The organism is Telluria sp. RT2P19, assembly GCF_059685725.1.
In genome coordinates, this window is record NZ_JCASIL010000001.1 from 167551 (window position 1) to 188058 (window position 20508).

Genomic DNA, 20508 nt, shown 5'->3' on the forward strand with positions numbered 1-20508 from the left:
TCGGCGCCGATCCGGGATCGGCGCGCGGCGCCCCATCCGCTACTGGCGGGTGTAGGCGATGCCGAGGTCGGTCTCGGCCGCCACCTGCTGTTTGTTTTCTGGGCTCTCGCTGAACGCGACCAGCACTTGCGCCAGCGGCATGCCGTTGGCCAGGTGCTGCAGCCAGAAGGCGGCGCCGCCCTCGTCCGGAGCGCGGTGCAGCACGTTGCGATACAAGGCCGTGATGACCTGGCCGTGGGTCGGCGCGGCGCCGTACAGGCTGGCGAATTCAGGCGAGCCCGCGAACGCATTCGCCATGCCTTCCGGGCTCAAGCCGCCATCCAGCCCGCGGATCCAGAACCCCAGTCCCCCGGCGTCCGGCTGGCGGTTGAAGGCGGCTCGGTACAGGCGGTAGGCCTTGCCGGCGTTGCCGTCGACATCGAACGCCAGCGTCAGGTCGGTGAACTCGAGGCGGAACGGGTTGCGCACGGTCTGGGCGCCGTCGTGGCCCGCGTTGTCGACAATGGTGAGCACGCCATCGCGGCGGCTGAGCGTGTACGACGAGCGTGGACCGCTCAGCATGACGCCATCGGCCGTGACCGGCACGGCGGCGCCGGGGTCGGTGTCGACCAGGCCATGCAGTTCGGCGCGCGGCAGCAGCAGGTAGTTGCCCGGGCGGGCCGGGGTCAGGGTGAATTCGCCGCCGGCGTTACGCTGTTCGCGGCCCTGGGTCAGCTCTTCGACGCCCTCGAAGGCGACGTCGGTGACGCTCCAGCCGGTGTCCGTGCCGATGTAGGCGCTGTCGGTCATGTCCGAGGCGATGCGCAGCCTGAGGATCTTGCCGGCATAGCTGTCCAGCGCCACCCGCAGCACGCCGCTGTGCGGCGCCTGCGCCGCGCGTCCGGCTTCGCTGTAGGCGTCGCGCCAACTGCCGCCATCGTCGATCGAGACCTGCACCCGGAAATGCTGCGTCGTCGTGGCCAGCCCCATCGACCGGGTGACCAGGACCCGCGCAGCGCCGGGCAACACGTACAGTATCTTGTTGAGCGTGGCGGTCTGGGCGCCCCATTCGTTGTTGTCCACGTAGAAGCGCAGCGCGTTCTTGTCGAGGATGGGGTGGCCGCCGCCATTCGCGGTCGTCCAGGTGGCGGCGTCGAACGGGGCCGGGCGCTTGTCCGCCAGCGGCGTGCGCAGGTAGTCGAGCAGGCTGTAGGCGGTGGTGCCGGGCAGCGCGGCGATGCGCGCGGCATATGGCTGGCCGCTCGGCACCAGGGCTGGCGCGGAAGCCACCGGCAGCGTCCTGCCGGGCGTGGCGACGGTGGGGTCGAACACCGTCACCTCGTAGTCGAAGCTGCGGGCGCGCTGGGCCACCAACACATTGGCAATGCTGACCCGGTAGCGAACGTCGGCCTTCGGCCGGGCGTGCGTGCGCGTGGCGTCGATGTCCGGCATTTTCCAGACGAGCGTATTGTCGCCGTATCCGACCGTCACCGGCTCGACGGCAAGGCCGACCGGGACGCCGTCGCGCGTGACCGATACCTGCGCGCGGCTGAAATCGGCACTCGGGTAGGACAGCGACCAGCGTTCGTAGACCGTGGAATAAGGCACGTAGCCGCGCGCCGGCCAGGCGACGAAGTCGTCGCGCGCGGCCGGGCGGGGCGCCGCGTAATCGACGTCGGCGACCCACAGCGCGTTCGCCGCGTAGAGGTATTGGCCGGCGCTCGCAGTCGACGGTACGTCGCCGGTGCCGACGGTACGCGCCTGCGGGTGGAAGATCCAGCGCCGATGGCCGACCGGGGCGTTGTTGTCGCCGTCGTCCCTGATGTACTGGTCGATCGCGTCCGGACCGATGCCGCCGAGGGCCAGGTTGGAACTGGCCGCGGCTTCGGCACCGATCGGCGTATAGAATTTCCAGTCGGACGTCGGGAAGTGCGACAGCTGGCCGGCCGCACTCATCATGAGCGCCGCCTGCTGCGCCTTGGCGCTGCTGGCTTCCGATAGCCTGACCGCGGCCGGCAGCCCGGCCATCGCGCGGTACCAGTTCAGGCGCTGGATGGTCGCGGTCCTGAAGGCGAGGGTGGTCGTGCCCGGCACCCCGGTGAGGTGGCTGCCGGACCAGCCGGGCGGCGGCGTGGGTTCGCTGTAGATGCGGTTGAAGTACAGGCGCACCTGTTCACGGTCGCCGGTGTCAATGGCGAACGGGACGCCGTCGCCGACGATCCGGGCCGATTCCTTGCCGTCATGGCCGACGCCGGGAGCGTGGCGCTGCGCCGCCCGTGCCTGGTCGTTGGTGATCGGGACACCCAGCAGCTCGCCGGGGCGCGCGACCGACCTGGCCTCGCCGGACATGGCTTGCGGCGTGGGCGCATCGGCTTGCCCTCCGCAGCCGGACAGCAGCAACATGGCCAGCACGATGGGAGCCGCTTGGGATCGTCGCATGATTCTCGCCTTATGGAAAAGGATGAAGTATGCGTCAAGCAAGATAAATTGTGCGGTGCATATGAGATGCCTGGTTGCGCCGTTTACACGGCGTTTACATGGCATCTCGACGTTTATACCCGGTTTTTACGCCTGGATCGCTACCCTGCTTGTATTCCATGTGGCTGCCCCACGCGGCCCATGGTGTCGACAACCACCACGAGCAGAAAACATGAAAGCACCGATTCAAGCGCGCCTGGCCACCCTGGCCGCGGCAGCCTGCACCCTCGCGCTGGCAGGCGCCGCCCACGCACAGACCACCGCCGGCGCGGCTGTCGCGCAGCCGGCGTCCGCGCCGGCGTCCGCATCTTCCCCTTCCTTTACCTGGAACCTCGCCGTCACTTCCGACTACCGCTACCGCGCCATTTCGCAGACCCGCCTGCGCCCCGCCCTGCAGGGCGGCGTCGATTATGCCCATGCGGACGGCTGGTACGCGGGCGCCTGGGCCTCGACCATCAAATGGGTCGAGGATGCCGGCGGCGATGGCAAAGTCGAGATCGACGTCTATGGCGGCAAACGCGGCGCGCTGCTGCCCGACCTGGCGCCTGGCGCAAGCTATGACGTCGGCGTGCTGCGCTACTTCTATCCGGACAACCGCCTGGGCCGGCTCCCGGGCTGGGTCGATGCCCATACCACCGAAGTCTATGCGCAGCTGGCCTATGGCCCGGCCTACGTCAAGTATTCGCACGCCACCACCAACCTGTTCGGCTTCGTCGACAGCGAGAACAGCGGCTACCTGGACATCGGCGCCAACCTCGACATCGGCAACGGCTTGACCCTGCAGCTGCACGCCGGCCGGCAGGAAGTGAAGAACAACCCCGCGTCCGACTACACCGACTGGAAGGTCGGCGTGAGCCGCTCGTTCGCGCTGGCCACGGTGAGCCTCGCCTACCTGGGCACCAATGCGAACGAGTCGGCCTATACCTCGCCGGTCAACGGCAAGTTCACCGGCCGCGACGCCCTGCAACTGACCGTCAGCCGCACTTTCTGACCAGCCGCTCCCCATAACAACAACGCTGAAAGCGAACGTCCATGGATCTCATCTATCTCGGCGCACTCCTGATCTTCGTCCGCCTGACCTGCCTGCTGGTGGCCGGTTGCGCACAAGCTGGGGGCAAGCCATGAACCTTTCTTACGTGATCGGCGGCCTGGCCGCCGGCGCACTGCTGGTCTACCTGCTGGTGGCCCTGTTCAAGCCGGAGCAATTGTGATGACGACCGAATTCATCGTCCTCCTCGCCGCCTTCCTGCTGGTGCTGCTGCTGCTTGCCTGGCCGCTTGGCCGGTTCATCGCCCGCGTCGCGCTTGACGGCGCGGTACCCGGCCTGGGTTGGGCCGCCGGCATCGAGCGTGCGCTGTACCGCCTGGCCGGCCCCGCCGCCAGCGCGGCCCAGGACTGGAAAGCGTACGCACTGGCGCTCATCGCCTTCAATGCGGTCGGCGCAATCTTTGTCTACGCGCTGCAGCGGGTGCAGGCCTGGCTGCCGCTCAATCCCGAGCGCATGGCCAACGTGAGCCCCGACTCGAGCTTCAACACCGCCATCAGCTTCGTCGCCAACACCAACTGGCAGGGCTATAGCGGCGAGCAGACCATGAGCATCCTGACCCAGATGGTGGGCCTGGCCGGCCAGAACTTCTTTTCGGCCGCTACCGGCATCGCCGTCGTGTTCGCGCTGGTGCGCGGCTTCGCCGCGAGGTCAAGCAGCGCGATCGGCAACTTCTGGGTCGACCTGACCCGCTCGACCTTGTACCTGCTGCTGCCCTTGTCCGTGATCCTGGCCGTGTTCCTGGCCGGGCAGGGCGTGGTGCAGAGCCTGGGGGGCCACATCGATGCGCGCCTGCTGGAACCGGTGGCCTATAGCGTGCCGGCCGCTGACGGCGGCGCCGCGACCGAGGCGCGCGCCGAGACCCAGGTGATACCAATGGGCGCCGTCGCGTCGCAGGAGGCCATCAAGATGCTGGGCACGAATGGCGGCGGCTACTTCAACGCCAATTCGGCGCACCCGTTCGAGAACCCGAATGCGCTGACCAATTTCGCGCAGATGGTCGCCATCTTCCTGATCCCGGCCGCGCTGTGCTTCGCCTTCGGCCACCTGGTGGGCGACATCCGCCAGGGGTGGGCGGTGCTGGGCACGATGACACTGCTGTTTTCGATCGCGGCGGTCGCCGCCTTCGCCGCCGAGCAGCAGGCCAATCCGCTCCTGACCCCTCTGGGCGTCGACCAGGTCGCGAGCAGCCTGCAGGCGGGAGGCAATATGGAAGGCAAGGAGACCCGCTTCGGCATCGCCGCATCGAGCCTGTTCGCCGTGATCACCACGGCCGCATCCTGCGGCGCGGTCAATGCCATGCACGACTCCTTCATGCCGCTGGGCGGCATGGTGCCGATGGTGATGATGCAGTTCGGCGAAGTGGTCTTCGGCGGCGTCGGCTCGGGTCTTTACGGCATGCTGGTGTTCGCGATCCTGTCGGTGTTCATCGCCGGCCTGATGATCGGCCGCACGCCGGAATACCTGGGCAAGAAGATCCAGGCCTACGAGATGAAGATGGCCGCGCTGGTCATCCTGGTCACGCCCTGCCTGGTCTTGCTGGGCACCGCGCTGGCGGTGACGTCGGCGCTTGGGACCGTCGGGGTGGCCAATCCGGGTGCGCATGGCTTCTCGGAGATCCTGTACGGGCTCACATCCGCGGCCAACAACAACGGCAGCGCGTTCGCCGGCCTGTCCGCCAACACGCCGTTCTACAACTCCTTGCTGGGCGTGGCGATGTGGTTCGGCCGCTTCGCGGTGATCGTGCCGGTGCTGGCGATCGCCGGCTCGCTGGCTGGCCACCAGCGCCTGCCCGCCACCCCCGGCACCTTGCCTACCCATGGCCTGATGTTCGTCGGCATGCTCGCCGTCGTCGTCGTGCTGGTCGGTGTCCTCAACTACGTCCCGGCCCTGGCGCTGGGTCCGGTGGTCGAACACCTCCAGCTGTTCGGAGAATGATATGGAAAATTCGATGGAACATACGATTCCCCACAATCCGGCCCAGGCGCCACGGCGCGCCCTGAGGCTGTTCGATGCGAAGCTGGTCTGGCCGGCGCTGCTCGACGCGCTGCGCAAGCTCCACCCGCGCACCCAGTTGCGCAGCCCGGTGATGTTCGTCGTCTACATCGGCAGCATCCTCACGACGCTGCTATGGTGCCAGGCGCTGGCCGGGCGGGGCGAGGCGCCGGCCGGCTTCATCCTGGCCACCGCCGTCTGGCTGTGGTTCACCGTGCTGTTCGCGAACTTCGCCGAGGCCCTGGCCGAGGGCCGCAGCAAGGCGCAAGCCGCGTCGCTGCGCAGCCTGCGCCAGACCGTCACCGCCAAGAAGCTGGACGATCCGGTGCATGGCGCGCCGTGGCAGGCCTGCGCCTCCAGCGAGCTGCGCAAGGAGATGTTCTTCCTGGTCGAAGCAGGCGACGTGATTCCCGTCGATGGCGAGGTGGTCGACGGCGTGGCCTCGGTCGACGAGAGCGCCATTACCGGCGAATCGGCGCCCGTGATCCGCGAATCGGGCGGCGACTTCTGCGCCGTCACCGGCGGCACGCGCGTGCTGTCCGACTGGCTGGTGGTGCGCGTCTCCGCCAATCCGGGAGAAACCTTCCTCGACCGCATGATCGGCATGGTCGAAGGCGCGGCGCGCAAGAAGACGCCGAACGAGATCGCGCTGACGATCCTGCTGGTCGCGCTCACCATCGTGTTCCTGGTCGTGACCGTGACGCTGCTGCCGTTCTCGCTGTTCGCGGTGAGCGTCTCCGGCGGTGGCCTGCCGGTGACCATCACCGCCCTGGTCGCGCTGCTGGTGTGCCTGATCCCGACCACCATCGGCGGCCTGCTGTCGGCCATCGGGGTCGCCGGCATGAGCCGCATGTTGCAGGCCAACGTGATCGCGACCTCGGGCCGCGCGGTGGAGGCGGCGGGCGATGTCGACGTGCTCCTGCTCGACAAGACCGGCACCATCACCTTCGGCAACCGCCAGGCCGCAGCCTTCCTGCCTGCCCCTGGCGTGAGCGAGGAAGAACTGGCCGATGTGGCGCAACTGGCGTCGCTGGCCGACGAGACGCCGGAAGGGCGCAGCATCGTCGTGCTGGCCAAGAACCGCTTCAGTATCCGCGAGCGGGTACTGGCGCCCATGGGAGCGGTGTTCGTGCCGTTCACTGCCCAGACGCGGATGAGCGGGGGCGACCTGGGGGATGCGGCCAGCCCGCGCCGGGTCCGCAAGGGCGCCGCCTCGGCGATCCGCCGCCATATGGAGTCCATTGGCGCCATCTGGCCGGGCGACGTCGAACGCAGCGTCGACGAGGCCGCCCGCCGCGGCAGCACGCCGCTGGTCGTGGCCGACGGCGCGCGCGTGATGGGCGTGGTCGAGCTGAAGGACGTCGTCAAAGGCGGCATACGCGAGCGCTTCGCCGAGCTGCGCGACATGGGCGTCAAGACCGTGATGGTCACCGGCGATAATAAACTGACGGCGGCGGCGATCGCCGCCGAAGCGGGCGTCGACGACTTCATCGCCGAAGCCACGCCGGAAGAAAAGCTGGCCCTGATCCGCCGCTACCAGGCCGAGGGCAAGCTGGTGGCGATGACCGGCGACGGCACCAACGACGCGCCGGCGCTGGCCCAGGCCGACGTCGCGGTGGCGATGAACTCGGGCACCCAGGCGGCCAAGGAGGCCGGCAATATGGTCGACCTGGATTCGAACCCGACCAAGCTGCTCGAAATCGTCGAGATCGGCAAGCAGATGCTGATGACGCGCGGCGCGCTGACCACGTTCTCGATCTCGAACGACATCGCCAAGTACTTCGCCATCGTGCCGGCCATGTTCGTGGGCACTTATCCGAGCCTGGACGCGCTGAACGTCATGGGCCTGGCCAGTCCGGCGTCCGCCATCATGTCGGCCGTGATCTTCAACGCCCTGATCATCGTGTTCCTGATCCCGCTGGCGCTGCGCGGCGTGCGCTATCGCGCGATCGGCGCCGCCGCGCTTTTGCGCCGGAACATGCTGGTGTATGGCCTGGGCGGCCTGCTGCTGCCATTCGCCGGCATCAAGCTGATCGACATGGCGCTGGTCGCCCTCAACCTGACGTAAGGAGTTCTCATGCAATCGATTCTTCGCCCCGCGCTGGTGCTGTTCGCGGTGCTTACCCTGGCCTGCGGCGTACTGTATCCGCTGCTGGTCACCGGCGTGGCCCAGGCCGCATTTCCGGCGCAAGCCAATGGCAGCCTGGTCGAACAGGATGGCCAGGTGGTCGGCTCCCGCCTGATCGGCCAGCCATTCAGCACGCCCGGCTATTTCTGGGGCCGTCCATCGGCCACTGCGCCGATGGCCAATAATGGCGGTGGATCTGGTGGCTCGAACCAGGGCCCGCTCAATCCGGCATTGCAAGAAGCCGTCAAGAGCCGCGTCGCCGCGTTGCGCGCTCTCGATCCGGGCAACACGGCGCCAGTGCCGGTCGACCTGGTCACGGCGTCCGCCAGCGGCCTCGATCCCGAGATCAGCGTGGCCGCCGCGCGCTACCAGGCGGCGCGGGTGGCGCGTGCGCGTGCGCTGCCGGCCGAGCAGGTCGAGGCCCTGGTCGAGCTGCATACCACGCGGCCTTTCCTGGGCCTGTTCGGCGAAGCGCGGGTGAACGTGCTGGCGCTGAACATGGCGCTCGAGGGTGAAAGCGGGCATACTCGCTGAACCATGCCGCACGACCAACAGCGACCCGATCCCGATGCCCTGCTTGCCCAGCTGCGCGAGGACGAGCGGCGCGCGGCGCGCGGCCGCTTGCGCATCTACTTCGGCGCCTCGGCCGGCGTCGGCAAGACCTACGCCATGCTGCAAGAGGCGAGAAAACTGCAGGCCGAGGGCAGGGCGCCGCTGGTCGGCGTAATCGAGACCCACGGCCGCGCAGAGACCGCGCGCCTGCTCGACGGCCTGGCACTGCTGCCGCGGCGCCGCATCGACCACCGCGGCCGGCAGCTCGATGAATTCGACCTCGACGCCGCGCTCGAATACGCGCCGGGCGTCATCGTGGTCGACGAGCTGGCGCACTCCAACGCGCCCGGTTCGCGCCATCCCAAGCGCTGGCAGGACGTCGAGGAACTGCTCGATGCCGGCATCGACGTGCTCACCACCGTCAATGTCCAGCACCTGGAAAGCCTGAACGACGTCGTCGGCGGCATTGCAGGCATTCGCGTGGCCGAGACGGTACCGGACCGCGTGTTCGACGCCGCCGACGAGGTGATCATGGTCGACCTCCCGGCCGACGCTCTGCTGGCGCGCCTGAAAGAGGGCAAGGTCTACCAGCCGCAGCAGGCAGAACGCGCGGCCGGCAATTTTTTCAGGAAGGGCAACCTGATCGCGTTGCGCGAGCTGGCGCTGCGCCGCACCGCCGACCGGATCGAGGGCGACGTGCGCGCCTGGCGCGAACAGCAGTCGATCGACGCGATCTGGAAGACCGGCGCCGGCCTGCTGGTATGCGTCGGGCCTGGCGCGCTGGCTGAACACGTGGTGCGCAGCAGCGCGCGCATGGCGTCCCAGCTCGGCGCCGGCTGGCATGCGGTGTACGTCGCGACGCCGCGCCTGGCGCGGCTGCCCGATGCGGCGCGCCAGCGCATCATGGACACGCTGGCGCTGGCCCAGGACCTGGGCGCCACCACGGCCGTGCTGTCCGGCGACGACGTCGCCGCCGCCACGCTCGAGTACGCGCGCGACCACAACCTCTCGCGCATCGCATTGGGGCGCGCCGGCTCGCGCTGGCCCTGGCGCCGGCGCAGCGCGCGCCGCCTGGCGCGCCTCGCCCCCGGCGTCGACCTGATCGAGATAGGCCAGCCGGCGGTGGCGCCTCCAGCGGCCGCGGCTGCGCGCTCGGCGCCGCCGCAGCGGCAGCCGCTGTCCTCGCATGCCTGGGCAGCCGGCGCCAGCCTGCTGGCGGCCGCCCTGGCCGCGCCGCTAAGCGATCGCTTCGACCTGGTCAACATCGCCATGCTGTTCCTGCTGGTGGTGCTGCTGGTGGCGGTGCGCCTCGGCCGGGCGCCATCGGTCACCGCCACCTGCGTCGGCGTGGCCTGCTTCGATTTCTTCTACGTGCCGCCACGCTTCACCTTTGCGGTATCCGACTTCCAATACGTGGTCACCTTCGGCGTGATGCTCGCGGTCGGCCTGATCACGGGGCACCTGACAGCGGGCCTGCGGTTCCAGGCGCGCGCCGCCAGCGAACGCGAGCGGCGGGTGCGCGCCCTGTACGAGTTCGCGCGCGAACTGTCCGGCGTGCTGGCTGCCTCGCAGGTGTTCGAATCGAGCCGCGCCGTGATCCAGAACGCCTTCGGCGCCCGCGCCACCTTGCTGGTGCCGGATGCCGAAGGGCGGCTCGGCATGCCGCCGGCCGACGATGGCGGACCAGGCGCGCCGCGGCCGGCCAACGTGGATCCGGGCGTGGCGCAATGGGCCTTCGACCATGCCCAGCCGGCCGGTCTCGGCACCGACACGCTGCCGGCCAGTTCCTTGTTCTACCTGCCGCTGGTGGCGCCGATGCGCACCCGCGGCGTGTTGGCGATCGAGCCGGAAGGCGGGCGCTGGGTGCTGGTCCCCGAGCAACGCCGCCAGCTCGACGCGCTGGCGGCGTTGGCCGCGATCGCGCTCGAGCGGGTGCACTACGTGGAGGTGGCGCAGGCGGCGCTGGTGGACATGGCGTCCGAACGCCTGCGCAATTCGCTGCTGGCGGCGCTGTCGCACGACCTGCGCACGCCGCTGACGGCCCTGGTCGGGCTGTCCGAATCGCTGCTGCGCGGCGAGCCACTGCCTGACGCGCCAAGGGCGCTGGCGCAGTCGCTGCACGACGAGGCGGTGCGCATGGGCGCCCTGGTCGCCAACCTGCTCGACATGGCGCGCATCGAGAGCGGCGAAGTGCGCTTCAACCTGGAGTGGCAGGCGCTGGAAGAAGTCGTCGGCAGCGCATTGCGCGCCTGCGGCGCCGTCCTGCGCCGGCACACGGTCACCGTGCGCCTGCAGCCGGATCTGCCCCTGGTGCGCTTCGATGCGGTGCTGATCGAGCGGGTGCTGTGCAACCTGGTCGAGAACGCCGCAAAATACACGCCAGACGGCGCGCGCATCGAGATCGCGGCCAGCCGCCGCGGCGCCTGGATCGACGTCACCGTGGTCGACGACGGCCCCGGTCTGCGTCCCGGCAGCGAGGAGGCGATCTTCGAGAAATTCACGCGCGGCGAACGCGAGTCGGCCCTGCCCGGCGTGGGCCTGGGCCTGGCGATCTGCCGCGCGATCGTCGAGGCGCATGGCGGCGTGATCCGGGCCTGCGCGTCGCCACTCGGCGGCGCGGGCTTCGTGTTCTCGCTGCCGGCCGGCACGCCGCCCGCACTCGACATGCTTTCGATGGAAAAAGACAATGACTGACGCTCCCTGCGCCTTGCTGGTCGAGGACGAACCGCATATCCGCCGCTTCGTGCGCGCCGCCCTGGAGCAGGAGGGCTGGCAGGTGCACGAATCGGTGAGCATGGGACGCGGCCTGATCGACGCCGGCACCCGCCGGCCCGACCTGGTGGTGCTCGACCTGGGCCTGCCGGACGGCGACGGCATCGACTTCATCCAGGACGTGCGCAAATGGTCGACGGTGCCGATCATCGTGCTGTCGGCGCGCGTGGCCGAGGGCGAGAAGATCCGTGCACTCGACGCCGGCGCCGACGACTACCTGACCAAGCCGTTCGGCACCGGCGAACTGCTGGCGCGCGTGCGCGCCACACTGCGCCGCCAGCGCCAGTCCGGCGCGAACGGCGACGGCATCATCCACTTCGGCGAGATTACGCTCGACCCGCAGGCACGCGCAGTGACCCGCAACGGCGAACACGTGCACCTGACCCCGACCGAATACCGCCTGCTGTCAGTGCTGGCCGCAAACGCAGGCAGGGTAATGACCAATCCCCAGCTACTGCGCGCGGTATGGGGCCCGGGCCACGTGGAAAGCGGCCACTACCTGCGCATCTACATGGGCCACCTGCGCCACAAGCTCGAACCCGACCCAGCCCAGCCGCGCCACCTGCTGACCGAGACCGGCGTCGGCTACCGCCTCTGGCTCGGCTGATTCCCAAACTACTTTTCCCGGCAATGCGGGTCAGGGGTTGAGTTCTTCGACAATATTCGAATGTTTCATTGAATCCGGCGCTGACCCTCATTGGAATTCGCCGAAAACATTGGGATGGCAATCAGGATCGGCCCTGATTGAGCGCAACGGCGGGTGGTGCAGTTGCGCCGTTTGCTGATTGGCGCTGCATCGGGCAGGGCTACGTCGCAGCTGGCAGACTGGATGCGCGAGCGGGGTGGGTGGCGTATTCAAAAACACCATGCCCAGCCATACGGCGATTCGATTTTACCCATCCGCCCCGCATGCTCCATCATGCGTGGCGCGCAAGAGTGCCGCCAGCGCCGGACGCTAGACCGGAATCTTTCCCCCGATACCTCACATGAAAAAAATCCTGATCGCCTGCCTGCTGGCAGGCCTGGGCCTGGGCCTGGCCAATGCCGGCGCCGCCGAACCATCTGCGCAACCGCATCCCGCCAAGGACGCCGCGCGCGCCGGCGTGCGCATGATTCCGATCCATACGCCGAAAGGCGACTTCAAGGTATGGACCCGGCGGGTGGGCGACAATCCCGCCATCAAGGTGCTGCTGCTGCACGGCGGACCCGGGGCGACACATGAATACCTGGAGACCTTCGATCGCTACTTTCCCGGCGCGTCGATCGAGTACTACTACTATGACCAGCTGGGATCGGCGTTCAGCGACCAGCCCGATGATCCTTCTCTCTACACCGTGCAGCGCTTTACCGATGAAGTGGAGCAGGTGCGCAAGGCGCTCGGCCTGGAGAAGGACAACTTCTATTTGCTGGGACACTCCTGGGGCGGACTGTTGGCCATCGAGTACGCGCTGGCCCACCCCGGCAAGCTGAAGGGTCTCGTGATCTCCAATATGATGGCAAGCGCTCCCGCGCACAACGACTACGTCGAACGCGTGCTCGCGCCGCGGATCGACCCGGCCGCGCTGGCCGAGGTGCGCACGCTCGAGGCCAAGGGGAAGACCGACGATCCGCGCTACATGGAACTCCTGATCCCGCGATTCTACGAACGGCACATCCTCCGCATGCCGTTCGCGAGCTGGCCCGAGCCGCTGCTGCGCGCGTTCCAGCATCTGAATCCGAAGGTCTACAAGCCGCTGCAGGGCCCCAGCGAAATGGGCATCCATGGCCGGCTCGCGCGCTGGGACCGGTTCGAGGACCTGGGCCGGATCGACGTGCCCACGCTGGTCATCGGCGCGCGCCATGACACCATGGATCCGGCGTATCTCAGGAAGATGTCGCAGCGCCTCAAGCAGGGGCAGTTCCTGTATTGCGAGAACGGCAGCCACATGGCCATGTACGACGACCCGGCCTGCTACTTCGATGGCCTGCTGAAGTTCCTGCGCGGCGCGCCCGCGCCCAAGCCGATGAAACCGCGTTCGCTGCGCAGTTATTGAGGCAGGCGCTGGTCCAGGGGGGACGTATCCTGGCGCGCCAGGCCATGACCGCCCACCGGTTCGGTCTCGAAGCGCTCGCCGAAGCCGGCGATCAGCGGCCGGCCCTTGGCGATGGCCGCCTGCACCGATGGCAGCGACAGCGAGGCCTTGTGGCTGGCCTGGTCTTGCCAGGTCTCGGTGATCCAGATGGCGTCCGTATCCTGCGTGTCTTTCGCGATCACATAGGCCAGGCAGCCGGGCATTGCGCCGGTGCCTTCCAGCAGGATGGCGATGAGTGCGTCGCGCTGGCCCGGATGGGCGCGCATCTTTCCGATCAAACCGTACATCCTGGGCTTCTCCATGGTGGTCGTGGTGGTCATGGTGGTGATGGGGGCGGCGTGGGCGCCGGCCAAGGGCAGGGCGGACAGAAAACCGATCGCGGTGCGGCGTGTCACTGGCATGCTTGCTTTCTTCCGGCGCCATTCCTGGGTGACCGACAGTATAAGGCCTTGTTGGTTTAAGATGGCCTTTTCACCACACTGTCACGGAACATCGATGCGACTTCATCCTCTTGCCCTGGCCGCCAGTGCCGCCGTCCTCACCCTGTCCCAGGCCGCGCACGCCCAGCAGCCGTCCGCCATCTCGGAAACTGCGCTGCGCGCGCACCTGTCGTTCCTGGCCGACGACCTGCTCGAGGGCCGCGGCACCGGACAGCGCGGCGGCGACCTGACGGTGCGCTACCTCGAAACCCAGGCCGCGCTGGTCGGCCTGAAGCCGATCCCCGGCGGCGGCTATCGCCAGAAGGTCGAGATCGAGGGCAGCAAGCTGCTCGAGGGCAGTGCGACCTTCAGCGCCGGCGGCAAGACCTTCAAGCCCGAACTGGGCAAGGGCATCGTGATGGGCACCAGGAGCGGCAAGGAGAACATCGCCTTCGACGCGCCGCTGGTCTTCGTCGGCTACGGCGCCAGCGCGCCCGAAGAAAACTGGGACGACTACAAGGGCCTGGACGCCAAGGGCAAGATCCTGGTCATGATGGTCGACGATCCGCAACCCACCGCCGAAGAGCCTAACCGCTTCGCCGGCAAGGCGTATACCTGGTATGGCCGCTGGATCTACAAATTCGAGGAGGCCGCGCGCCGCGGAGCCGCCGGCGTGCTGCTGATTCATACCACGCCGTCCGCGTCCTACCCGTGGAGCGTGCCGGCCAACGGCTTCGGCAACGAGCGCTTCGGCCTGAAAGGCAACGGCAATCCGATGGAAGGCTGGATTCACGAAGACACCGCGCGCGAGCTGTTCTCCGCCGGCGGCCATGACCTGGACCAGCTGCGCGCCCAGGCCGAACGCCGCGATTTCCGTCCGATCGACCTGAAGGTGGCCGGCAAGATCGCCTTGCGTTCTGCGGTCCGCCCGGTCGAGCAATTCAATGTGATCGGCATCGTGCCCGGGAGCGATCCGACACTCAAGCAGCAGGCCGTCATCTATTCGTCGCACTGGGACCACATGGGCATGCTTGACGCGAAACCGGGCGCCGACCCCAAGGCCGACCGCATCTACAACGGCGCGATCGATAACGCCTCGGGTACCGCCGCGCTGCTGGCGATGGCGGCCGAAGCGGTCAAGAAGCCGGCCAAGCGCACCCAGATCTTCCTGTGGCCGGCGGCCGAGGAGCAGGGCCTGCTGGGCGCCGCCGCCTACGTCGCCAAGCCGGTATGGCCGCTGGCGCAGACCGCCGCCGACCTGAACCTGGACAGCCTGAACTTCGTCGGCCGCACCAAGGACATCGGCGTGGCCGGCGCCGAGCGCAGCTCGCTGTACGAGACTTCGCAGCAGGTCGCCAAGCGCATGGGCCTGAAGATCGCGCCGGCCGTTCCCGACCTGTCGGGCGCCTACTTTCGCGCCGACCACTTCGCCTTCGCCAAGGCGGGCGTGCCCGCCTTCAACGTCGGCTCGGCCGTGTTCTCGGGTGACGGCCACTTCGAGTTCGAACACCACCAGCACGAGGCGAGCGCCAATATGAAGGGTTTCAAGGACCACTACCACCAGGTCAGCGACGAGTACAAGCCGGAGTGGGACCTCTCGGGCATGGTGCAGCAGGCCCAGTTCACGCTCAACCTCGGCTATGCGGTCGCGAATGCGCCGGCCATGCCGACCTGGAAGAAGGGCGAAGCGTTCGGCAGCGTCAAGCGCTGAGCGGGCGCAGATCCGGCGCTGAACTGGCGCCGGTCTAGGCGGCCGCCGTGTCGCCGCCAGCGGCGCTGGCCGCCGCCAGGATCTTCTCCAGTTCGCTCATGTCGACCGGCTTCACCAGGTGATGGTCGAAGCCGGCGTGGCTGCTGGCCTCGCGGTCCTGGGCCTGGCCGTAGCCGGTGATCGCCACCAGCATCGCCTGCGCGGTGGCGGGCAGCGCGCGCAGGCGGCGCGCCAGCTCGTGTCCGTCCATCCCGGGCAGGCCGATATCGAGCAGGCAGGCGTCGGGCGCGAAGACCCTGGCCCTCGCCAGCGCCGCGAACGGATCGTGTTCGACCGTCACCACGTGCCCGGCCGCGCCGACATACATCGCCAGGACCTGGGCCGCGTCGACGTTGTCGTCCACCACCATCACCTTCAGTGCCCGCGTGGATGCAGATGGCGCCGCATCGAGCCCGGCGCCCGGCGTGGCCGCGCTTGGCGCCAGGCAGCGCGGCAGGGTCACCGTGAAGGTGCTGCCCTGGCCCTGGCCGGGACTCTCCACCGCCACGCTGCCGCCATGCAGCTGGACCAGGCTGCGCACCAGCGCCAGCCCGATGCCCAGGCCGCCCTGGGTGCGGTCCGGCGTGCGCTCGCCCTGCACGAACATCTCGAAAGCGCGTTCCAGTTCGTGCGCCAGCATGCCGATGCCGTTGTCCTTCACCACGATACGCACCAGATTTTCGTCGAGCTCGAGAGCGAGCGCGATCCGGCCTTCGGCGGCGGTGAACTTGACGGCGTTGTGCAGCAGGTTGCCGATCACCTGCACCAGGCGCTTGCGGTCGCCCATCACCCACGCCGGCGCCGGCAGCAGCGCCGTCTGCAGGTGGTGGCGTTTCTGGCGCAGCGGCTCGCCCACCTGTTCCAGCGCTTCCAGTACCACTTCGTTGATATCGATGCGGGCCTTCGACAGCGCCACCAGGCCGCGCGTGACGCGCGACACATCCAGCAGGTCGTCGACCAGGCCGGCCATATGGCGCGCCTGGCGCGCGATGATGCCGCTGATGTGGCGCGTGCGCGCCGGATCCAGGCCGTCCTGGCCCAGGAGCTGGGCGCCGGAGGCGATCGGCGCCAGCGGGTTTCTCAGTTCGTGCGCCAGCATGGCCAGGAACTCGTTCTTGCGGCGGTCGGCCTCGCGCAATCCCTCTTCGGCGTTGACGCGGTCGGTGACGTCCTGGATGGTGCCGCGTACCGCCGTTACCCGGCCGTCGGCGTCGTGCACCGCCTCGCAGTGCAGGTCGATCCAGATGCGGTGGCCGTCGCCGTGCAGCACCTGCAGCTGCAGGCGCCCGCTGCCGCCATCGCGTTCCAGCGTCTGCAGCAGCGCATCGAGGCGGGCCCACGATTCCTCGGGCAGCAAGGTGCCGCGCTGCTGCGCATAAGGCGGCAGTTCGCGCCCATAGATATAGGTCACCGATTCGGAGGTCTCGACCGCGCCGGTCGCCAGGGTCAGGTGCCAGGTGCCGAAGCGCGCCATGCGGTGGGCGTCGCGCAGCTCGGCTTCCTTGACCGCCAGCGCCTGGGCGCGTTCGCCCAGCAGGCGCGATGCGGCGCCGATGGCTTCGGCTACCTCGGCCGTCTCCCTGACATAGGTCTGCGTGAAGCGCGGTGGGTGGTCGCCCTTGCCGAGCGCCACCGCCGGCGCCGTCAGGCCCTGGACCGAGCTGGCCAGCCGGCCGCCGATCTGCCAGGCGAGCCACAGGCCGATCCCGAACAGCAGGGTGATGCCCGTCACGAGCGCGGCCAGCGGCTGGAACAGCGCCTGGTTCAGGCTCGCGCGCGGCACGCCGACACCCACATACCAGCCGCTCATCTCCGAACGTGAATAGAATGTCCTGAGCGCCGCGCCTTCCTGCGAGATGGACCTGGTCGCGCCTTCGCGCGATCGTTTCATCGCGAGATACAAGGGGTCGGTGACGCGTCGGCCGACAAACAACTCGGGATTGAGGTTGCGCATGAAGATCACGCCACTGCGGTCGATGACCGAGGCGCGCGCGCCATCGGGCGCGGATTTGGGCGTCAGCATGTCGTTGAAGTAATCCGGGCGGATGCGTACACTCAGTACATAGGCAACGCGCCCATCCACCAGTACGGGCACGTCGATGCTGGCGGCGGGCCGCTGCGTCACATGGCTGATGAACAGGTTGGAAATGGCCGGGCGGCCGCTCGCGAACACTTCTGCCAGTTGTCGCGACGGCTCGATCGGCAGTCGGGTGCCATAGGGTACGGCGGTGTTAAGCAGCTGCTTGCCTTGATTGTCGCGCAAGACCGCTGCCATCCCGGTGCCGGCCAGGCCGAGCGCTTCGCGCGCCTGGCGATGGACGCGCGCGAAGTCTCCTGTTGCCAGCACATCGAGAGTGGACAGCGTCTGGGCGATCGCCTGGGCACGCAGCATCTTGCTGTCGAGGGTCGACACCAGCGCGCGCACGGTATGCATGGTATTGCGCTCGTACTGCGAACGACTCTTCTCGTACTGATGGATGAACAATAGCGACGCGCCGACTACGCCCGGCAACAGGGTCGCCAGGACGAGCCAGAGCAGGTAGGCCCGCAGCGGCCTGCGGGTCATGGTGGAGGAGGCGCCAGTCACATTGCTTTCCAGAACGTTCGAGAGGGCGATTCTACGCGGATTCGGGTGAGCGCACACTCAGGTTCGTGATGGCGTGTGCAGCCTGCCATGCCGGCCGGCGCCAGCGGCGCGCATCAAGCGCGGCTGCGGTGGAACAGCGTCTTGTAATAGATTGCCGTTGCGTGCCAGCGGCCGTTCGGGGTGCAGGCGTATTCGGGCAGTTCGCCGACCCGCTGGTAGCCGCTTTTCAGGTACAGCGCCTCGGCGTCGGAGCCGACCGCCGTGTCCAGGTACAGCAGTCCGCGGCGCAGCGCCAGTGCTTCGATCTCCAGCGCCTGCATCAGCGCGGTGCCGATGCCCTGGCGCCGCTCGGTGCAGTGCACCAGCACCTTCTGCACTTCGGCACGGTTGTGTCCGTTCGGTTTCAGGCACAGGTCGAGCTGGGCGCTGCCAACCAGCGCGCCGTCGCGTTCGGCCGCCAGCAGCACGCGTCGCCCCGCGCCGACCTCGTTGGCAACATCCTGCCAGTAGGCGTCGAGCTGATCCTGGTCGAGCCCGTTGAGAAAGCCGAGCGAATGGCCATCGGCGATGGCGTCGAGCAGCAGCGTCGCCAATTGTTGCTTGCGTTCGGCAATGGCGCGCGGGTCGAGTCGGCGGATGATCATGAGAGCTCCTGGTCGGTGGATGGCGCGCCGGATCGCGGCGCCATGGTGATTATTGCCTAAGCACAATGCGTGCCAGGTCATCTGGTCTACTTGACACGCGGGTCGAACCCGTTGCATGTACGCCATAGTGAACTCGAAAATCGCCGAAATTTCACAGTTATTGACACTTGGCCATCGACAGCGATGACTAGCACTTGTAGAGTTTCTATAAGGAAATTCAGTAAAACCGGTTAGCGCAGATCACGGGGAATAATATGGCAACGAGCAACGACAATACAGCACACGCTTTCCGTCGCGGGAAAGAAGGGCAGGCAGCATGACACTGGCAAACCTGAACATCGGCAAACGCCTGGCCCTGGGCTACGGCCTGATCTGCGCCATGCTGGTCGTGATGATCGTGATGAGCAACGCAATGCTGGGCCGGATCAATGCCGGCACCGACGAGATCGTCCATGGCCGCATGCCGTGCATCGCGCTGACCAACCAGATGCAGGCCGAGATCAACGATATCGCGATCGCCCTGCGCAATCTGCTGCTGACCGACGGCCAGGCCGACCACGAACGCCAGGTGCGCGACATCATGGCGTCGCGCAAGGCGATGGAGGGCATCCTGGCAAAGCTGGACGAGGCGCTGCACAACCCGAAGGCGCTCGAGCTGCTCGAGCAGATGCACAAGGACACCGCGCTGTACAAGGCCGGCCAGGACGCCATCATCAAGCACGTCGCCGCCGGCGAGCCGGAAGCGGCGCGCACGCTGCTGGCCGACGAGCTGCGTCCGCTGCTGGTGCGCCTGAAAGGGGCGACCGCCGAGCAGACCGCGTTGCAGAACGAGATCGCCGACGCGGCGGCGCGCGAGGCCGAAACCACCTACCGCACGACCAGCGCGATGATGTGGGGCTTTGGCGCCACGGCCCTGGCGCTGGCGGCGCTGGTGGCCTGGTGGATCACCCGTTCCATCACCCGTCCCCTGGTGCGTGCGCTGGAGGTGGCCAATACCGTCGCCGCGGGCGACCTGACCAGCCGCATCGAGGTCACCACGCGCGACGAGACCGGTCAATTGCTGCAGGCCCTCAGGACAATGAACGCCAGCCTGGCACGCACCGTCGGCACCGTGCGCGTCGGCACCGACACCATCGCGGTGGCCGCCGGCCAGGTGGCGGTGGGCAGCCAGGACTTGTCGAGCCGCACCGAACAGCAGGCCTCGGCGCTGGAAGAAGCGGCATCGTCAATGGAAGAATTGACGTCGACCGTGCGCCAGAACGCCGACAACGCGCGCCAGGCCAACGGGTTGGCCGCGGCGGCGTCCAGCGTGGCCGTCCGCGGCGGCGCCGTGATCGAACAGGTGGTGGGCACCATGGACGCGATCAACGCGTCGTCGGCCAGGATCAACGACATCATCGGCGTCATCGACGGCATCGCCTTCCAGACCAATATCCTGGCGCTGAACGCGGCGGTCGAAGCGGCGCGCGCCGGCGAGCAGGGCCGCGGCTTTGCCGTGGTGGCGAGCGAGGTGCGCAACCTGGCGCAGCGCTCGGCGGCGGCGGCCAGGGAAATCAAGACGCTCATCGGCGACTCGAGCGGCAAGGTAGCCGATGGCAGCCGGCTGGTGGCCGAAGCCGGCGCCACGATGGCGGAGATCGTCGACAGCGTGCGCCGCGTGACCGACATCATGGGCGAGATCAGCGCGGCCAGCCTGGAGCAGACCGAGGGCATCGAGCAGATTAACCAGGCAGTGGCGCAGATGGACGAGGGCACGCAGCAGAACGCGGCCCTGGTCGAGGAAACGGCGGCCGCCGCCGCGGCCATGCGCGAGCAGTCGACCAGGCTGGCGCAGGCGGTGTCGGTGTTCCGGATCGATGGCGAGCAGTTGCTGGCGGTGTCGAGCGCCGCGGTCGCAGCGCCCTCGGCCGTGCCTGCCGCTTCGGTGGGGGCGCCGGCGCCGGCCCCGGTCCGTCCCGCGCTGGCGGCGCACAAACCGGTATCACGACCCGTCGCGGCGCGGCCGAAGGCTGCCGTCGACGCGGGCGACTGGGAAGAGTTCTGACTCTCTGTTGGGTTGACCTCGAGGCAGGCCGCGGCCTGCCTTT

General features: G+C 68.2%; 14 protein-coding genes. 10 read left to right on the forward strand and 4 right to left on the reverse strand.

The features are described from left to right. Positions 1-39: 39 nt before the first annotated feature. Positions 40-2418 carry a DUF4214 domain-containing protein gene (locus AC56KW_RS00680; RefSeq protein ID WP_497168810.1) on the reverse strand — a complete coding sequence of 793 codons (2379 nt, stop codon included), beginning with the start codon at positions 2416-2418 and terminating at the stop codon, positions 40-42. Between the two features lie 211 nt (positions 2419-2629). Between AC56KW_RS00680 and AC56KW_RS00685 the strand changes: the two genes are divergently transcribed. The 8 genes from AC56KW_RS00685 to AC56KW_RS00720 all read left to right on the forward strand — a co-directional run bounded on the left by AC56KW_RS00685 (position 2630) and on the right by AC56KW_RS00720 (position 12982). Next, positions 2630-3448, forward strand: coding sequence for a TorF family putative porin (locus AC56KW_RS00685; protein WP_497168811.1), 819 nt, complete (start codon positions 2630-2632; stop codon positions 3446-3448). Between the two features lie 130 nt (positions 3449-3578). Then, positions 3579-3668 carry a potassium-transporting ATPase subunit F gene (locus tag AC56KW_RS00690; protein WP_497168812.1) on the forward strand — a complete coding sequence of 30 codons (90 nt, stop codon included), beginning with the start codon at positions 3579-3581 and terminating at the stop codon, positions 3666-3668. Beyond that, positions 3668-5440: a potassium-transporting ATPase subunit KdpA gene (kdpA, locus tag AC56KW_RS00695; RefSeq protein ID WP_497168813.1), complete on the forward strand. Its 1773-nt coding sequence runs from the start codon at positions 3668-3670 to the stop codon at positions 5438-5440. Before AC56KW_RS00690 ends, kdpA begins: the two co-directional genes overlap by 1 nt. Before the next feature lie 13 nt (positions 5441-5453). Then, entirely contained in the window at positions 5454-7565 is a 2112-nt protein-coding gene (gene kdpB, locus AC56KW_RS00700; RefSeq protein WP_497168814.1) for a potassium-transporting ATPase subunit KdpB, read from the forward strand. 9 nt (positions 7566-7574) lie between these two features. Beyond that, complete coding sequence (kdpC, locus tag AC56KW_RS00705) at positions 7575-8159, forward strand: potassium-transporting ATPase subunit KdpC (protein ID WP_497168815.1); 585 nt, start codon at positions 7575-7577, stop codon at positions 8157-8159. 3 nt (positions 8160-8162) lie between these two features. Next, positions 8163-10871 (forward strand): DUF4118 domain-containing protein, encoded by a 2709-nt coding sequence (locus AC56KW_RS00710; protein ID WP_497168816.1) that lies wholly within the window; start codon positions 8163-8165, stop codon positions 10869-10871. Further along, positions 10864-11556 (forward strand): two-component system response regulator KdpE, encoded by a 693-nt coding sequence (gene kdpE, locus AC56KW_RS00715; protein ID WP_497168817.1) that lies wholly within the window; start codon positions 10864-10866, stop codon positions 11554-11556. The genes AC56KW_RS00710 and kdpE overlap by 8 nt, the downstream gene beginning before the upstream one ends. A gap of 379 nt (positions 11557-11935) precedes the next feature. After that, a complete protein-coding gene (locus AC56KW_RS00720) occupies positions 11936-12982 on the forward strand; it encodes a proline iminopeptidase-family hydrolase (protein ID WP_497168818.1) in 1047 nt (348 codons plus the stop codon). On the opposite strand, the gene AC56KW_RS00725 is transcribed toward AC56KW_RS00720, so the two are convergent. Continuing rightward, positions 12976-13422 (reverse strand): putative quinol monooxygenase, encoded by a 447-nt coding sequence (locus tag AC56KW_RS00725; protein WP_497168819.1) that lies wholly within the window; start codon positions 13420-13422, stop codon positions 12976-12978. The two genes, AC56KW_RS00720 and AC56KW_RS00725, sit on opposite strands and share 7 nt — an antisense overlap. Positions 13423-13516: 94 nt before the next feature. On the opposite strand from AC56KW_RS00725, the gene AC56KW_RS00730 reads away from it, so the two are divergent. Next, positions 13517-15151 carry a M28 family peptidase gene (locus AC56KW_RS00730; RefSeq protein ID WP_497168820.1) on the forward strand — a complete coding sequence of 545 codons (1635 nt, stop codon included), beginning with the start codon at positions 13517-13519 and terminating at the stop codon, positions 15149-15151. A gap of 34 nt (positions 15152-15185) precedes the next feature. Here AC56KW_RS00730 and AC56KW_RS00735 read toward each other — a convergent pair whose 3' ends face one another. Then, positions 15186-17777: a hybrid sensor histidine kinase/response regulator gene (locus AC56KW_RS00735; RefSeq protein ID WP_497168821.1), complete on the reverse strand. Its 2592-nt coding sequence runs from the start codon at positions 17775-17777 to the stop codon at positions 15186-15188. A gap of 113 nt (positions 17778-17890) precedes the next feature. Continuing rightward, complete coding sequence (locus tag AC56KW_RS00740) at positions 17891-18421, reverse strand: GNAT family N-acetyltransferase (protein ID WP_497168822.1); 531 nt, start codon at positions 18419-18421, stop codon at positions 17891-17893. 316 nt (positions 18422-18737) lie between these two features. Here AC56KW_RS00740 and AC56KW_RS00745 point away from each other — a divergent pair, with 316 nt between their 5' ends. Further along, positions 18738-20465: a methyl-accepting chemotaxis protein gene (locus AC56KW_RS00745; protein WP_497168823.1), complete on the forward strand. Its 1728-nt coding sequence runs from the start codon at positions 18738-18740 to the stop codon at positions 20463-20465. Positions 20466-20508: the final 43 nt, after the last annotated feature.

Coding starts and splice junctions, on each gene's coding strand:
- AC56KW_RS00680 (WP_497168810.1), bottom strand. CDS start 2,418: ATGCGACGATCCCAAGCGGCTCCCATCGTGCTGGCCATGTTGCTGCTG.
- AC56KW_RS00685 (WP_497168811.1), top strand. CDS start 2,630: ATGAAAGCACCGATTCAAGCGCGCCTGGCCACCCTGGCCGCGGCAGCC.
- AC56KW_RS00690 (WP_497168812.1), top strand. CDS start 3,579: ATGAACCTTTCTTACGTGATCGGCGGCCTGGCCGCCGGCGCACTGCTG.
- kdpA (WP_497168813.1), top strand. CDS start 3,668: ATGACGACCGAATTCATCGTCCTCCTCGCCGCCTTCCTGCTGGTGCTG.
- kdpB (WP_497168814.1), top strand. CDS start 5,454: ATGGAACATACGATTCCCCACAATCCGGCCCAGGCGCCACGGCGCGCC.
- kdpC (WP_497168815.1), top strand. CDS start 7,575: ATGCAATCGATTCTTCGCCCCGCGCTGGTGCTGTTCGCGGTGCTTACC.
- AC56KW_RS00710 (WP_497168816.1), top strand. CDS start 8,163: ATGCCGCACGACCAACAGCGACCCGATCCCGATGCCCTGCTTGCCCAG.
- kdpE (WP_497168817.1), top strand. CDS start 10,864: ATGACTGACGCTCCCTGCGCCTTGCTGGTCGAGGACGAACCGCATATC.
- AC56KW_RS00720 (WP_497168818.1), top strand. CDS start 11,936: ATGAAAAAAATCCTGATCGCCTGCCTGCTGGCAGGCCTGGGCCTGGGC.
- AC56KW_RS00725 (WP_497168819.1), bottom strand. CDS start 13,422: ATGCCAGTGACACGCCGCACCGCGATCGGTTTTCTGTCCGCCCTGCCC.
- AC56KW_RS00730 (WP_497168820.1), top strand. CDS start 13,517: ATGCGACTTCATCCTCTTGCCCTGGCCGCCAGTGCCGCCGTCCTCACC.
- AC56KW_RS00740 (WP_497168822.1), bottom strand. CDS start 18,421: ATGATCATCCGCCGACTCGACCCGCGCGCCATTGCCGAACGCAAGCAA.
- AC56KW_RS00745 (WP_497168823.1), top strand. CDS start 18,738: ATGACACTGGCAAACCTGAACATCGGCAAACGCCTGGCCCTGGGCTAC.